The following is a 15225-nucleotide window of genomic DNA, read 5'->3' on the forward strand; positions in this document are numbered from 1 at the left end:
GCACTTTGGTCGCTAAGGCCCAAACCGCAAAAAATCCAACGGACTTAGTTCAGGCCTTGTGTAAACTAGCTTCATCAACTTCCGAGGCAGCGTAAAAGTTGTAAAGTGCTGATGATGAAAGTTAGGTATAATAAAATAAATAATATAAGAAAACGAAGGTGATTTTCATGGTTACAGATGCAGATGTTTTAAAACGGTGGAAGTACATTGCCCAGGACGATGAAAAATTGTTGATTCTCATTGGCGGACCCGGTTCCGGCAAGAGCAGACTGATTCGTGAACTGACATTCCAGGATGGCTGGAAAATCTGTGAAGCCCGGGAACTCTTTGATGACGAATTTCTGGAAATCCCCCGCGCTGACCGCCCGGATAAGGCCATTGCCCTGGTGTCGGCAGCCATTCATCGTCTCAATGCCCGTGTTGTCATGATTGATAATGTTGAATTCCTGTTCGCACCGATCCTGAACCTCGACCCCGTAGCGATGCTGAAGAAGTTGAGCCACGAATGCCCGATCATCGTCAGCTGGCGCGGCAGCCTGGAAGGCAATACTTTGTATTTTGAACACAATGGCGATCCGAAATATGCTAAATTCGTCATCGATAACCCGAATCACGTCATTTGCCTCGACGAATAAAAATAGGCGTAATTTAAAGATTCGTTATTTTTTCGCAATCGTTTTTTCATAGATACTTGTTAGAATGAGTGCTGTCCCGCAAAGAAAAGCTCTTTGCGCGGCAGCACTTTTTTTTTACCCGCCATTGTGGTATACTTTCTAGTATTGTTGTAAACATTTCATCAGGTATTCAGCGAAAAGGAGTTAAAAACATGAGTGATTATATTATTGCCGTCATCCTGGGTATCGTCGAAGGGGTCACGGAATATTTGCCAGTCTCATCGACAGGCCATATGATTCTCGTCGGCGATATGCTCGGCTTTACCGGTCCCCGGGCCAGCGTCTTTGAAGTCTTCATCCAGCTCGGCGCTATCTTGTCGGTCATCGTCATCTATAAAGAGAAGTTCATCCGCATGCTCCATCAGTACCGCTGCTGGGACCTCTTCCGCCGGGAAAACTGGTTCCGCACCGATACGGGCCTGACCCTGGCCCACGTCGCAGCCGGCATCGTGCCGGTCATGGGCATTGGCTATCTGGCCCACCACGCCATCAAGACCTATCTCTTTTCGTCAGGGACGGTCATCATCGGCCTCATCATCGGTGGTATCTTCATGCTCGTCGCTGAAAAGTCCCATACCAAGACGGTCTGTAACGACGTCGAAAAGATGACTATTGCCCAGGCCTTCCTGACGGGCATGTTCCAGATCCTGGCCTTATGGCCCGGCTTTTCACGTTCCGGTTCGACCATTGCCGGCGGCCTTTTCCTGGGCCTCAGCCGGAAAGCAGCAGCTGACTTTTCCTTCATCATCGCCGTACCGGTCATGATCGTCGCCTGTTTCTACGACCTCTTGAAGAGCCTGAGCGACCTCAGCGGCAACGACCTGGTCATGATCGTCATCGGCTTCATTACGGCCTTCATCGTCGCCTACATCTCGGTCCTCTGGTTCCTGAAATTCATGAACAAGTCGACGCTGGCATCCTTTGCCTACTACCGTTTCGTCGTAGCCGTCATTTCCTTCGTCTACTTCTTCATCCTGTAGGGCGTTGGCCTGCCATCATGCGAGTATGGTTTGTAGTACGGAGCTTGTAGTTTTCAGAGAAAACCTTTAAATTTAAAGCCATCCCCTAACCACTAGCCACTAGCTGCTAACCCCTAAAAAGGGGGCTGTCGTACGTACGACAGCCCCCTTTTTTTGAATCAGGTAGAGTGATTTTCACAACGGGCGCCCCACGAGGTCGCCCCTACGGATGCCGATGGCGGGATTCCCACAACGGGCGCCCCACGAGGTCGCCCCTACGGATGCCGATGGCGGGATTCCCACAACGGGCGCCCCACGTGGTCGCCTCTACGGATGCCGATGGCGGGATTCCCACAACGGGCCGCCCTTTGGGACGGCCCCTACGATGCGGCCATGAAGGCCGCAGCCACGAGCCACTAGGCCGCAGGCCGCAGCCACGAACCACTAGGCCAGAGGCCGCAGCCACGAACCACTAGGCCGCAGGCCGCAGCCACGAACCACTAGGCCACAGGCCGCAACCACGAACCACTAGGCCGGAGGCCGCAGTCACGAGCCACTAGGCCGGAGGCCGCAACCACGAATCACGGGCGCCCGCAGGCGCCATCACGATCCGCTGCCGGCGAGTTGGCGGAATTCGTTGGCCAGTTTGTCCAGGAAGGGGATGATTTTGGCGTCGTCGATGTCGGCGTTGAAGGCTTCCATCATGTTGGGGAAGAAGATGTACAGGCCCTGCATATAGACGTAGTAGTAATACTGCAGGTCGTCATGGCTCATGATGGCCGAGGCCAGGGCGTCGTTGACGGCGAAGTTGAGGTCGTAGAAGTCGAGGATTTCATCTTTAAAGCGGCCTAAGTCGAGCTCGCCGCGCTGGTAGTCTTCCATGAGGTGGCTGCCCATTTCTCCCAAGGCATCGGCAATGTCGCCGACGTTGTCCGGAACGGCAAGGCCGGCGTCTTCCATGACGTGCGTCAAGGTGTGGAGCGACGTAATCAGGGATTCACAGAAAAAATTAAAGGTCAGGGCTCCTTCAGAGCCGCGCAGATTCGTAAAGACAGTAGATTCCATAAGGACCTCCTTGAAGTAATTTTTTCTATTATAGCATATTTTGCCGGAAATGAATTGAATCGAGGCCATGAATATAGTAGGATAATACTAAGAGTATTTTATAGGAGGTAATCGTTGTGTCTCAACGCAATCAAAAAATTAAATTGAAGAAGCGGTCCCGCCAATCGGCACGTATCCATCGCGGCTTTGCCATGCCTGTCGGTCCGGGCAGTGAAAACAGCCTGGTCAGTTTCCGCGACTTTGCCGATCTGAAGGCCAAGTATTTCCGCTTTACCGGCCGCATCCAGCGCCGGCCTTTTATTTTCCGGACGCTGATCTTGATGTTCGCCCAGTTCATGTTTTCCATCATCCTCTACAGCAAGATCGTCGAATCTATTTTAATCAATCATATGGAATATGCCATCATCTTCGGTATCATCTTCGTCCTGCTGTCCATTCCGGCTATTTGGTCCCAGATTTCCCTGGGCGTCCGGCGCTGTCACGACATCAATAAGCCCGGCCTCATGTTTGCCGTTCCCTTCATTTGTTACCTGGCCAGCTATGTCCTGCCCGTCCTGGGACAGGATACGGCGGCGACGGCAGCTCAGTCAATCATGGCTGTATCCTATTTAGGCTTGTTCACGGTCAAGGGGACGTCCGGCGATAACGCTTACGGTCCGGAACGGGCACGATAGGGGGCGGCAGCATGACCTTAGCAGAAGGAAAAATCGGACACGACTATATCATCGAAACATTGGATTTGCCGGACCAGACGGAAAAGCGCCTCCAGGCCCTGGGCATGATTGAAGGGACGGAAATCTCCGTGCTCAATAATAAGAACGAAGGGACGGTCATCATCAAGATGCGCAGCACCCGCCTGGCCTTGGGCAAGGGCATTTCGTCGCATATCGGCATAAGGGGGAAAGACCATGACTAGCGAAGTAAAAATAAAGGCTGGCCAGCCGCAGGTCCAGAAGGCACCGGTCAAGGCTGAAAAAAAGGAAATGACCGTCGCTTTCATCGGCAATCCGAACTGCGGCAAGACGACGCTGTTCAACGCCTATACGGGGGCCAACCTCAAGGTCGCCAACTGGCCCGGCGTTACCGTCGAAAAAGTTGAAGGCGCCATCAATGCCCACGGCTATCACATTCATCTCGTCGACCTGCCCGGGACGTACAGCTTGACGTCGTACACCATGGAAGAACAGGTTTCGCGGAATTTTATCCTCAGTGACGATGTCGACGTCATCGTCGATGTCATCGACGCGTCGGCGCTGGAACGCAATCTCTACCTGACCTTGCAGCTCCTGGAACTGGGGAAACCCGTCGTCGTCGCCTTGAACATGATGGACATCGTCGAAAAGCGGGGCATGGAAATCGACTTGCACCGCCTGCCGGAAATGCTCGGCGTGCCGGTCATCCCCGTATCGGCCCTGAAGCGCCGCGGCCTGAGCGTCCTGCTCCATGCGGCCGTGCACCACAAGGACCACGTCCATCCGGACCGGCTCATCCACAACCATTCAGACCATACCCATCATCAGCATAATCATCACAGTGAATTCGCCATGGTCTACAGCGACGCCATGGAAGACCGCATCGACGCCGTGCGCCAGCTCCTGCATGACAAATATCCCGATTTGTACAATCACCGCTGGCATGCGCTGAAGCTCCTCGAAAGGGACCCGGAAATTACGGCCAAGTATCCCGTCGACGACGTCCATCACGTCCTGGACCGCAGTTATGAAACGGATATCATCACCGAAAAATATGCCTTCATCGAAGAAATCATCCATGAAGTCGTCGTCAACCAGGCGTCGAAAGCAGCGGCAACGGATTCCGTCGACCGCTACTTGACCGATAAATGGCTGGGCATCCCCATCTTCCTGGCCATCATGGCCATCGTCTTTTTCCTGACTTTCTTCATCGGCGATATGGTCCAGGATTCCTTCCAGGGCTCCATTGATACTTTATCGGCCCTAGCTGAAGGCGGCCTGACTTCGCTGGGGGCTGACGATATGCTCGTTTCCCTGGTCTGTGATGGCATCATCGCCGGCGTCGGCGGCATCCTGACCTTTTTGCCCAACATCTGTATTCTCTTCTTTGCCCTGGCCATCCTGGAAGACAGCGGTTACATGTCCCGCGTGGCCTATGTCATGAACGATATCATGAACCGTTTGGGTTTGTCGGGCCGGGCCTTCATCCCCATGATCCTCGGCTTTGGCTGCAGTGTGCCGGCCATCATGGCGTCGCGTGCTCTGGAGGATAAACGCGACCGCTATCGGACGATGCTGGTTACGCCTTTCATGTCCTGCAGTGCCCGCCTGCCCATTTATATCCTCTTTTCGGGCATGTTCTTCCCGCACAATGCCATGATCGTCGCCTATTCCATGTACCTCATCGGCATCGTCGTCGCCCTGGCAGCCCTGAAGGCGATGAATCTCTTCAGTCATGAGAAAAAGGAAAACGACCTGCTCATCGAGCTGCCGGAATATAAGCGGCCCAGTGCCCATACGGTCTACGTCTATGTCTGGGAAAAGATCAAAGATTATCTGAGCCGTGCCGGTACAGTCATCTTTGCCGCTTCCATCCTCATGTGGTTCATCCTCAACTTCGGCCCTGCCGGCTATGGCGATATGGCCAACAGTTTCGGGGCCATCATCGGCAAGGCCATCGTGCCTTTCTTTGCGCCCATCGGCCTGGGGTACTGGCAGATCTGTCTGGCCCTCATCGCCGGCATTTCGGCCAAGGAAGTCGTCGTATCCAGTTTCGCCGTCCTCTTCGATGGCGTCAACATCAATTCTCCGGCAGCCCTGGCGGCTTTGGCCTCTATGATGAGCCAAGGCGGCTTTACTCAGCTCAATGCCTACTGCATGATGCTCTTCTCGCTGCTCTATATTCCCTGTGCCGCCACGATAGCCACGATCCACGCCGAATCGCACAGCTGGAAGTGGACGGCTTTCTCCGTCTGTTTCCAGATTGCCGTTGCCTGGGTCCTGACCTTCGTCGTCTATCAGATCGGAAGTCGGATTTTTTAATCACTAATAACTAAGGAGTGCAGTATGACAGAACCTATGATAAAAACGGATCATCTCAGCCATACCTATGAAGACGAAGACGGCAAGGTGGTCTATGCTTTGAAGGATATTTCCCTGGAAATCGGCAAGGGCGAGTTCGTCGCCATCATCGGGACCAACGGTTCGGGCAAGTCGACGCTGGCCAAGCATTTCAACGTCCTCCTGACGCCGACGTCCGGCACGTGTGAAGTCTGCGGCATGCGGACCGATGACCCCGACAATATCTGGAAGATACGCCAGCACGTCGGCATGGTCTTCCAGAATCCGGATAACCAGATTGTCGCCGCCGTCGTCGAAGAAGACGTGGCCTTTGGCCCGGAAAACCTCGGCGTCCCGTCGGACGAGATCAAGACCCGCGTCAGCGATGCCCTGCGCCGCGTCAACATGACCATTTATGCCAAGCACGGACCGCACCTCCTGAGCGGCGGCCAGAAACAGCGCGTCGCCATTGCCGGTATCCTGGCCATGCAGTGCGACTGCATCGTCCTCGACGAACCGACGGCCATGCTCGACCCTGTCGGCCGCAAGGAAGTCATGGATACGCTCCACCAGCTTCATGACGAAGGCATTACCGTCATCATCATCACCCATTTCATGGAAGAAGCCGTCCAGGCCGACCGGGTCGTCGTCGTCGACCGGGCCGAACTGAAGATGGACGGGGCGCCGCGTGACGTCTTTACGCACGTCAAAGAGCTGAAGGCCATGGGCCTCGACGTACCAGTAGCGGCGGAACTGGCCGAACGGCTGCGCCAGAAAGGCCTCGACCTGCCGGACTCCATCATTACCGAGGAAGAATTAGGAGATGCATTATGTCAATTAAGTTAAGCAACGTGACCTATAGCTACGGCATCGGGACGCCTTTTGAAAAGACGGCCCTCTACGATACAGATGTCGAAATCCATGAAGGGGAATTCGTCGGCATCATCGGTCATACCGGCTCGGGCAAGTCGACGCTGGTCCAGATCCTCAACGGCCTCATCAAGCCGACTTCCGGAACGGTGACCGTCGACGGGACGGATATCGGCAAGAAGACGAAAGAAGCCATGGCCGTGCGCCATAAAGTCGGTATGGTCTTCCAGTATCCGGAGTATCAGCTCTTTGAAGAAACTATTGCCAAAGACATCGCCTTCGGGCCGCGCAATTTCGGCCTGAGCGAAGAAGAAATCACGGAACGGGTCAAAGAAGCCATGGATTTCGTCGGCCTCGACTATAAGACTTATGCCGACCGTTCGCCGTTCCGCCTGAGTGGCGGCCAGATGCGCCGCGTCGCCATTGCTGGCGTCATCGCTATCCATCCGTCGTATCTCATCCTGGACGAACCGTCAGCCGGCCTGGATCCTATCGGCCGGCGGGAAATCTTTTCGGAAATCCAGCGCTGGCACCAGGAAAAGGGCATTACCGTCATCTTGGTATCGCACAATATGGACGATATTTCTCGCCTGGCCAGCCGCCTCCTGGTCTTGTCCCACGGCCATATCGTCCTCGACGGCGAACCGCTGGACATCTTTGCGACTCAGCAGCAGGCCCTGCACGATGCCGGCGTGTCCGTGCCGCCTGTAACGGGTGTCCTCCAATATCTCCAGGGCCGGGGCTTTGCCGTCGACGACCGGGTACGGACGGTCGAAGAAGGGGCACAGGCTATTTTTGACTGCCTGAAAGGAGGCAAGGGCCATGCTCACTGATATTACTTTGGGCCAGTATTTTCCTGGCACGTCTTTTTTGCATAAACTCGATCCGCGCATCAAGATCGTCGCTACGATGATCTTCATCGTCGCCATCTTTTTTGCCCATTCCCTGGCATCCTATGCCATCGTCACGGCCTTCATGGCCTTGAATTTCGCCATTTCCCGCCTGCCGGCGAAGTTCATCGTCAAGTCGCTGAAGCCCTTGTGGGTCATCATCATTTTCACCATGGGCGTCCATATCTTCACGACGCCAGGCGATGTCCTCTGGCAGTACGGCATTTTCCACATCACCAAAGAAGGCCTGTATCAAGGGGCCCTCATGACGGCCCGCCTGGTCTTCCTCATCGTCTTTTCGTCGCTGTTGACGTATACGACGTCGCCTATCGTCCTGACCGACGGCATCGAACACCTGCTCAATCCCTTTAAGCGTATCGGTGTGCCGGCTCACGAACTGGCCATGATGATGACCATTGCCCTGCGCTTCATCCCGACCCTTTTGGAAGAAACGGACCGCATCATGAAGGCCCAGACGGCGCGGGGTGCCAATTTTACCAGCGGCAGCCTCTTGCAGCGCGGCAAGAACATGATTCCCCTGCTGGTACCGCTCTTCGTCAGCGCCTTCCGCCGGGCCGATGACCTGGCGACAGCCATGGAAGCCCGCTGCTACCGTGGCGGTGAAGGGCGGACGCGGATGAATGAATTGTCCTATACCTATCGGGACGGCATCGCCATGGCGGCTGTCCTGATCGTCACGGCCGTCCTGGCCGCTATGCGGTGGTTATGATGAAGAAGAATATCTGCCTCGTCGTCGCCTATGACGGTACGGATTTCCACGGCTTCCAGCGCCAGACCAACGCCGAGTCGATCCAGGGCTGCATCGAACAGGGCTTGTCGGCTATTTTCCAGACGCCTATTACGATTTATGGCGCCGCCCGCACGGATGCCGGTGTCCACGCCCGCGGCCAGGTCGTCAATTTCTATGGTCAGGGATCGATTCCGACGGAAAAGATTCCCTATGCCATGAAAGGCTATCTGCCGCCGGAAATTGCCGTCCTGTCGGCCCGGGAAATGCCCGACCGCTTCAGCGTCCGCCACGATAATGTGGGCAAGCATTACCGCTATTCCATCGACAACAACCGCATGCATGACCCCTTTCTCCTGCGCTATGCCTGGTTCATCCGCAAGCCCCTGGACCGGCAGGCCATGCGGGAAGGGGCGGCCATCCTCTTGGGGACGCATGATTTTTCTACTTTTGAAGGCCAGAATACGACGCCCATGAATCCTGTGAAGACGATGTATTCCATTACCCTCCATGAGCGGGGCCATGTCCTCGACATCGACGTCGTCGGCGACGGCTTCCTCTACCATATGGTGCGGAACATTGCCGGCGGACTCGTCGACCTGGGCCTGCACCGCCTGACACCGAAGCGCTTCCGGGAAATCCTCGCCAGCGGCGACCGGACTCAGCTCGGGGCGACGGCACCGGCCCAGGGCCTGTGCCTGGAGACCGTCTTTTATGATGAAGGGGAGCTGAAAGGGCGCATTGCCGAATTAGAAGGAGAATGAGCCTTTTTACAGCGCTGATGGGCATAATATGCTATAATAAAAGAGAATAGTATAGTTCCGTTTTTTTCAGGCGGAGGTGAGGACCATGCTGACCAGCTTACTGAAAACCATTACTAAAGGAAAAGACCTTAGCGAACGGGAAAGCGCTATCGTCATGGAGCAGATCATGGAAGGGACGATTTCAGACGTCCAGTTGGCTGCTTTTTTGGCAGCCTTGACGACGAAAGGCGCTTCAGAGCGGGAAATCACGGCCTTTGCCCGGACCATGCGGAAATACAGTATGCATGTTCCCTGTACGATGGACGTCTTCGACATCGTCGGGACCGGCGGCGGCCGGACCAAGACCTTCAACATCTCGACGACGGCGTCTTTCGTCATCGCCGCCGGTGGCGTCCGCGTCGCCAAGCACGGCAACCGGGCCAAGACGTCGCGCAGTGGTTCTGCCGACGTCCTGGAAGCCTTAGGGGCCAATATCTTTCTCAGCCCCGAAAGCTGCCTGGATATGCTGGGGCAGATCGGCCTCTGTTATTTCTATACACGTTACTACTATTATATGATGAAACGTATCGATGCCGTCCGCGAACAGTTGGGAATCTATACGGTCTTCGATGTCCTGCGGCCCTTGACCAATCCGGCTCATGCAGTCTATGAGATCCTCGGCGTCAATGCGCCGCACCTGGTCGAACCCATGGCCCACGTCCTGGCCGCCCTCGGCGTCCGCCACGGCATGGTCGTCTATGGTCAGGACGGCAGCGATGAAATCTCGGCATCGGCAGCGACGACGATTTGCGAATTTACGCCAGAATCGTTTTCGACGTATGAAATCAGGCCGGAAGATTTCAACCTGCCCAGGGCTTCGCGGGACGAACTGCGTGGCGGCCTGCCCAAGCACAATGCTGCCATTACCCGCGCCGTCCTCGACGGCCGCAAGGGCGGGGCCCGGACAGCCGTCCTCCTCAATGCCGGCGCCGGTCTCTACGTCGGCGGCAGTGTCCTCAACCTCTATGCCGGCGTCCGCAAGGCAGCCCGCCTCATCGACAGCGGCCTGGCCCGGCAGAAACTCGATGACTTCCTCATCCTGAGCCAGCGCCTGGGACAGGCGGAAAAAGTGAAGCTCATAGCAGACAGGGACCCGGAAGATATGGTATAATAAAGGGCACGAAAAAATTCATTATTACGTGAGGACCGCATTTCTATGAATGATAAATATTTAGGCTGGCTCCTTCATATCGGCGGGGGCATCTTAGTCGTCTTGATGTTTTTATCGATTCAGCTCATGGCACCTGATTTTTATTCGATCATGTGGCATCTGACCGTCAGTGGTGATCTGGATGGGTTAGCCGATTACATTGCCTCTTTTGGCTTCTATGCCATCGGCATCAGCGTGTTCATGATTGCCTTTGTCAATGCCATCGGCCTGCCGTCCATTCCCTTTCTGACCGTCAACGGCATCATCTTCGGCCTCATTCCGGGCATCATCATTTCCTGGATTGGCGAAGTCATCGGCATTGAAATCAGCTTCCGACTGACTCGGACGCTGCTCCGCAAGCAGGCCCAGAAGGTCATTTCCAAGAGCAAGATGCTGGAAAAACTCGATTCCTACAGCTGTATCAAGACAGTCATGATGGGCCGGGCCATCCCGTATGCACCGAATGTCGTCGTCACGGCGTTCAGTGCCTTGAGCCATATTTCTTACCGCGACCACTTCATTGCCAACTTCTTCGGCAAGATGCCGGCCGTCCTGGTCGAAGTCTGGCTGGGCCATGACCTCCTGCGCATCCAGGAACACTGGGGCCGCCTGCTCATACTGGTAGCCGTCGTTTCTTTCATTTATGGCATCATCTGGTGGCGCAAGCGTCACATAAAAAAAAACCGATATCATAGGGTGAAGTAAAAAAAAGGAGCTGTCGCATCGCGACAGCTCCTTTCAAGTTGTTAGTTGTTAGTGGTTAGCGGATGAGTTTAATTTTTTACGAGATTTCCTGTTCTGACGATTTTTTATCGTCCTGGACGATATCAGTCCATAACTTATCGGCTGCCGGCTGCCAGTGCTTGGCATAGGCTTTGCATTTAGCACAGAGGTGTTCAACCGATTCTGGTGACTGCATGTCCGTCGATTTGGCTCCCGTCCGTTTGACCATATCGACGAGGGCTTGGGGATTTTCCAACATCGGGCAGGGGCGGAGATGATTGTGGTTGAACGGCTGTCCTTTTGCATATTCCTTAAATAAGGGCTGCTGGAGACAGGTGATGAGGTCCTGGTCGTTGATGTTGGCACTAGAGTAGTGGATAAAGACGCACGGTTCGACGTCGCCGTTAGGATTGATATGGCAGTAGTTGCGGCCGCCAGCGACACAGCCATCAATGAACTGGCCATCGTTCTGGAAGTCGATAGCAAAAATGGGTTTGCCGCCCTTTACGCTGCGGATTTCACGGATACGCCGTACCATATAAGCACGCTGTTCCGGTGTGGGCAGTAAATCGACAGAGGCATCGTTGCCGACGGGCATATAGTGGAAGTACCAGGTAAACCAGGCTCCCTTGCTGATGAGGAGGTCGAGGAAGGTATCGGATGTGACGGTCTGGATATTCTTACGGGTATAGCAGATGGAAGTACCGAAGACGATACCGTACTGGCGCAGCAGGTCCATGGCGTGCATGACTTTGTCGAAGACGCCTTCGCCGCGGCGGCTGTCGTTGACTTCGCGGAAGCCTTCGACGCTGAGGGAGAAGCTGAGGTTGCCGACCTTGACGACTTCCTGGCAGAAGGCATCGTCGATGAGGGTCCCATTGGTAAAGGCGTGGAATTCGCAGTCCGGATGTTTCCGGCAGAGTTTCAGGATGTCCGCTTTGCGGACCAGCGGTTCGCCGCCAGTGAGGAGGTAGAAATGGCAGCCTACTTCTTTGCCTTGGCTTACGATTTTATCCATGACGTCGTAGGACAGGTTCAGGGTGTGACCATATTCGGCAGCCCAGCAGCCGATGCAGTGCAGGTTGCAGGCGCTGGTCGGGTCGAAGAGGATGGCCCAGGGAATATTGCAGTGATATTTGGCTTTGGCTTCGTCCCGCGTACGCAGACCGTAGAAGCCCGATTCAAAGCCCAGGTCCATGACGGCTGTACGGACTACGTTGGGGTTGAGTGTATCCAGGGCTCGGTTGAGGAATTGGAACCACTTGCCGCCTTCGTCAATGAGCTTGCGGGCATTGGCAAAAGATTCTTCTTCAAATAAGTCACCGAAGAAGGTTTCCATAATCGTGGTCAGTCGTTTCAAAGTCTTCTTACGGGTTTCTGGATTTTTTTCGGCCATGATGCGGTTGACCAGGAGGGCGACCGATTCTTTTTGGGCTTTATACATGAGTTTATTCAAGGGAATCATCTCCTGAGGAGTTTAATGAAGTAATGATTAGCGGATGATGAGGACGGGAAGGCCTGAATGGGAGGATACATAGCGGCCGACGCTGCCCAGGAGGACGCTTTGGATACGGTTCAGGCCGCGGCTGCCCATGACGATGAGGTCCGTTTCCGTATCGGCTGCGGTCTGCAAGATGATCGGACCGGGCGAGCCGATTTTATACAGGCATTGCAAGGGGACTTGAGATGACAATTCTTCCTGGCAGCGCAGGAAGGCGTTATGACCCTTGGTCCGCATGTGAGCGGCTAATTCCTGTAATTTATGCGGTTCCAGCGTATTGGGGATGGCCGTATCGCGCAGGCTGTCGCTGACGCTGGCGACGTAGAGGACGGTCAGGGAAGCGCCATCTCCTTTGGCCAGGACTTCGGCTTGTTTCAGGGCCTGTAAAGACGATTCAGACCCGTCTACGGGCACCAGGATATGCCGGTATGGGCCTTTCTTTTCATCGCGGGCCAAGAGGACCGGGCAGGGGGCGTGGGTGATGACGTAAGTGCTGACGCTGCCGAGAAGAAAATTCTTGAGGGCCTGGCCGCCGCCGCGGCCCATGCAGATGAGGTCTGCCGATTGGGATTTCTGTTCTGCCAGGATGGCCGCTTCCGGGGCGCTGAGTTCAAAAATAGACTGGACTGACAGGGAAGCGGGTACCATGGCGGCAAATTTTTTTAACAGTCCTGTGCTGTTGGCCTGAGCCGAAGCCGTCATTTCATCCATAGTCAGTTCGCTCGTATTTTCCATTTGCCCGAACTGGTTGATGATATCGGCCATATTGGCGACGCTCAGCAGGGTAATGGCACCGCCAGTGATCCTGGCGATGTCGATGGCGTGCTGCAAGGCTTGTTTAGAATGATTGGATCCGTCGATAGGGACGAGGATATGCTGATATGATTTCATAAAAATACCTCCTTCAAGGGTACCTTTAGGATAGCCTTGAAGGAGGCTGGCGTCAAAGTGGTTTTGCCGTATACGAACTATAGCTCTTGTGTTATAATTAGGTATGCGAATATTTTTTGTTACATAAAGGAGCTTTTATGGAGTTGGAAAGACGTGAATATGAATATATCCGTAAAATTGCTGAGACAGGGAGTTTCATAGCGGCAGCCGAAAAATTATACATCACCCAGCCGTCGTTGAGCCAGTTCATCCGCCGCATCGAGCGCCATGTCGGTGCGGAACTCTTTGACCGTTCCCATCAGCCTGTGACCTTGACCGAAGCCGGGCGTATCTATCTGGACATCGAAGGGCAGATCCAGGACTTGTGCAAGGTCCGGGAACAGCGTATCCAGGATTTGGGGCAGACCGTTGGCGGCACCGTGCGCATCGGCAGTTCCAATTATCGCAGTTCGACCATCCTGGCGCGGGCTATTCCCATCATCAACGAACGCTATCCGCACATCGATATCTGCCTGGAAGAAGGGACGACGCGGGAATTGGAAGATTTCGCCATCCAGGGAAAGACGGATTTTTCTATCGTCGTTAAGCCTACAGGGCATAGGGACTTGGATTATATCGAACTTTTCCGGGAAGAATTGCTCTTGGCTGTCTCGCCGGACTGGGGCCTGGGGCGGGAACCGCTGCATGACGAGGGCCTCCACTCCCGCTATCCTGTCTTTGATTATCACAGCCTCGACGGCCATCCCTTCCTGGTCATGAAAGAAGGCCAGGAACTGCGCCATTCCTTTTTTGCCCTTGTCGAAGCCCTGGATATATCGCCGACAGTGGCCCTGGAAACGACGGACATGGCCACGGCCCAGACCCTGGCCGGCATCGGCGTCGGCGCGGCTATCGTACCGGGTGGCCTGGCTCTGGCCAATATCCCAGCTGTGGAACCGAAGTATTTTTCCCTGCGGGCCTATCTGGACGACTGGGATATCGTCCTGGCCTATAAACGGGGACGTTACTTGTCCAAGGCCGATAAAGCCGTCATCCGCGTCATCTGCGACGTCACTGATTGAAAAGCGCTGTCGCGTAGCGGCTTCTGCCATCCCCTAACCACTAGCCACTAAAAAAGCGCTGTCTTTATAAGACAGCGCTTTTTGCATTCCCAAACGGATTATTTTGCGAAGTAACGAGCCAAGAGGCCATCGAATATACGGCCATGACGAGCTTCGTCTTTTGCCATTTCATGAACAGTGTCATGGATAGCGTCGAGGTTGAGCTGTTTAGCGAGGGTTGCGATTTCTTTCTTGCCTGCGCAAGCGCCCTGTTCAGCAGCAGCACGCATTTCGAGGTTGGTCTTGGTGTCGTCCGTAACGACTTCGCCGAGGAGTTCAGCGAATTTAGCAGCGTGTTCAGCTTCTTCGAAAGCGATGCGTTTGTAGGCTTCAGCGACTTCCGGATAGCCCTGGCGGTCAGCGACACGGCTCATAGCGAGGTACATGCCGACTTCGGAGCATTCGCCTGTGAAGTTGAGGTGGAGGCCTTCGAGGATGCGTTCGTCGACACCTTTAGCGATGCCTACGCGATGTTCGTCAGCGTATTCTTTGACACCAGCGACGAGTTCCGTGAATTTTTCTTTCGGAGCGCCGCACTGAGGACACTTTTCCGGAGCTTCCGTACCTTCATAAACAAAACCGCAGATACCGCATACAAATTTTTTCATCATTCATTCCTCCTGATATTATAATACATTTTAAATAAAATGGATATTAACTGAATACTAACAAATAACTTTTATTCGTTATGGCTACATTATAACAGACTGATGGGGGAAAATCAAGAGTAATTTTGTAAAACTTTTAATTGAAAATAATTATTGATTAAAAAATAAGGCCTTGGAGGGGCGAGGCGGCACCATTTTATTGCAATTTATA

16 protein-coding genes are annotated in these 15225 nt (G+C 54.3%); 12 read left to right on the plus strand and 4 right to left on the minus strand.

Features of this window, described 5'->3' with window-relative positions:
• The first annotated feature begins 167 nt into the window (after positions 1–167).
• Together brxF and ACFCTO_RS11200 are read left to right on the plus strand one after the other, a co-directional pair.
• Positions 168–635, plus strand: a complete 468-nt coding sequence (gene brxF, locus ACFCTO_RS11195) for a BREX-3 system P-loop-containing protein BrxF (protein ID WP_294025228.1) — start codon at positions 168–170, stop codon at positions 633–635.
• Positions 636–826: 191 nt separating this feature from the next.
• Positions 827–1654, plus strand: a complete 828-nt coding sequence (locus tag ACFCTO_RS11200) for an undecaprenyl-diphosphate phosphatase (protein ID WP_292261871.1) — start codon at positions 827–829, stop codon at positions 1652–1654.
• Positions 1655–2236: 582 nt separating this feature from the next.
• Here the strand turns inward: ACFCTO_RS11200 and ACFCTO_RS11205 are convergent.
• The gene (locus ACFCTO_RS11205) at positions 2237–2698 is read right to left on the minus strand and encodes a hypothetical protein (RefSeq protein ID WP_499876900.1); all 462 of its coding nucleotides are present in this window, start codon (positions 2696–2698) and stop codon (positions 2237–2239) included.
• Positions 2699–2814: 116 nt separating this feature from the next.
• On the opposite strand from ACFCTO_RS11205, the gene ACFCTO_RS11210 reads away from it, so the two are divergent.
• From ACFCTO_RS11210 to ACFCTO_RS11250, 9 genes are all read left to right on the plus strand, one after another.
• Complete coding sequence (locus ACFCTO_RS11210) at positions 2815–3372, plus strand: DUF805 domain-containing protein (protein WP_020311490.1); 558 nt, start codon at positions 2815–2817, stop codon at positions 3370–3372.
• Positions 3373–3383: 11 nt separating this feature from the next.
• Positions 3384–3614, plus strand: coding sequence for a FeoA family protein (locus tag ACFCTO_RS11215; protein ID WP_020311489.1), 231 nt, complete (start codon positions 3384–3386; stop codon positions 3612–3614).
• On the plus strand, positions 3607–5712 hold the full coding sequence (feoB, locus tag ACFCTO_RS11220) for a ferrous iron transport protein B (protein WP_499876901.1): 2106 nt from the start codon (positions 3607–3609) through the stop codon (positions 5710–5712). The genes ACFCTO_RS11215 and feoB overlap by 8 nt, the downstream gene beginning before the upstream one ends.
• Before the next feature lie 24 nt (positions 5713–5736).
• A complete protein-coding gene (locus tag ACFCTO_RS11225) occupies positions 5737–6576 on the plus strand; it encodes an energy-coupling factor transporter ATPase (protein WP_292260918.1) in 840 nt (279 codons plus the stop codon).
• Positions 6561–7433 (plus strand): energy-coupling factor transporter ATPase, encoded by an 873-nt coding sequence (locus ACFCTO_RS11230; RefSeq protein WP_499876902.1) that lies wholly within the window; start codon positions 6561–6563, stop codon positions 7431–7433. The genes ACFCTO_RS11225 and ACFCTO_RS11230 overlap by 16 nt, the downstream gene beginning before the upstream one ends.
• Positions 7423–8220, plus strand: a complete 798-nt coding sequence (locus ACFCTO_RS11235; protein WP_499876903.1) for an energy-coupling factor transporter transmembrane component T family protein — start codon at positions 7423–7425, stop codon at positions 8218–8220. The genes ACFCTO_RS11230 and ACFCTO_RS11235 overlap by 11 nt, the downstream gene beginning before the upstream one ends.
• Positions 8220–9002: a tRNA pseudouridine(38-40) synthase TruA gene (gene truA / locus ACFCTO_RS11240; RefSeq protein ID WP_499876910.1), complete on the plus strand. Its 783-nt coding sequence runs from the start codon at positions 8220–8222 to the stop codon at positions 9000–9002. Before ACFCTO_RS11235 ends, truA begins: the two co-directional genes overlap by 1 nt.
• 85 nt (positions 9003–9087) lie before the next feature.
• Positions 9088–10152, plus strand: a complete 1065-nt coding sequence (gene trpD, locus ACFCTO_RS11245) for an anthranilate phosphoribosyltransferase (RefSeq protein WP_020311484.1) — start codon at positions 9088–9090, stop codon at positions 10150–10152.
• A 45-nt stretch (positions 10153–10197) separates the two neighbouring features.
• Positions 10198–10896, plus strand: a complete 699-nt coding sequence (locus ACFCTO_RS11250; RefSeq protein ID WP_020723883.1) for a TVP38/TMEM64 family protein — start codon at positions 10198–10200, stop codon at positions 10894–10896.
• Between the two features lie 76 nt (positions 10897–10972).
• On the opposite strand, the gene ACFCTO_RS11255 is transcribed toward ACFCTO_RS11250, so the two are convergent.
• Together ACFCTO_RS11255 and ACFCTO_RS11260 are read right to left on the minus strand one after the other, a co-directional pair.
• Complete coding sequence (locus ACFCTO_RS11255) at positions 10973–12370, minus strand: radical SAM/SPASM domain-containing protein (RefSeq protein ID WP_303147503.1); 1398 nt, start codon at positions 12368–12370, stop codon at positions 10973–10975.
• A 36-nt stretch (positions 12371–12406) separates the two neighbouring features.
• Positions 12407–13306, minus strand: a complete 900-nt coding sequence (locus ACFCTO_RS11260; RefSeq protein WP_499876904.1) for a universal stress protein — start codon at positions 13304–13306, stop codon at positions 12407–12409.
• Positions 13307–13443: 137 nt separating this feature from the next.
• Here ACFCTO_RS11260 and ACFCTO_RS11265 point away from each other — a divergent pair, with 137 nt between their 5' ends.
• Entirely contained in the window at positions 13444–14367 is a 924-nt protein-coding gene (locus ACFCTO_RS11265; protein WP_499876905.1) for a LysR family transcriptional regulator, read from the plus strand.
• A gap of 98 nt (positions 14368–14465) precedes the next feature.
• On the opposite strand, the gene ACFCTO_RS11270 is transcribed toward ACFCTO_RS11265, so the two are convergent.
• Positions 14466–15014, minus strand: a complete 549-nt coding sequence (locus tag ACFCTO_RS11270; protein ID WP_292260900.1) for an NADH peroxidase — start codon at positions 15012–15014, stop codon at positions 14466–14468.
• Between the last annotated feature and the right edge of the window lie 211 nt (positions 15015–15225).

The organism is Megasphaera indica, from assembly GCF_046614755.1.
GTDB lineage: Bacteria > Bacillota > Negativicutes > Veillonellales > Megasphaeraceae > Megasphaera > Megasphaera intestinihominis.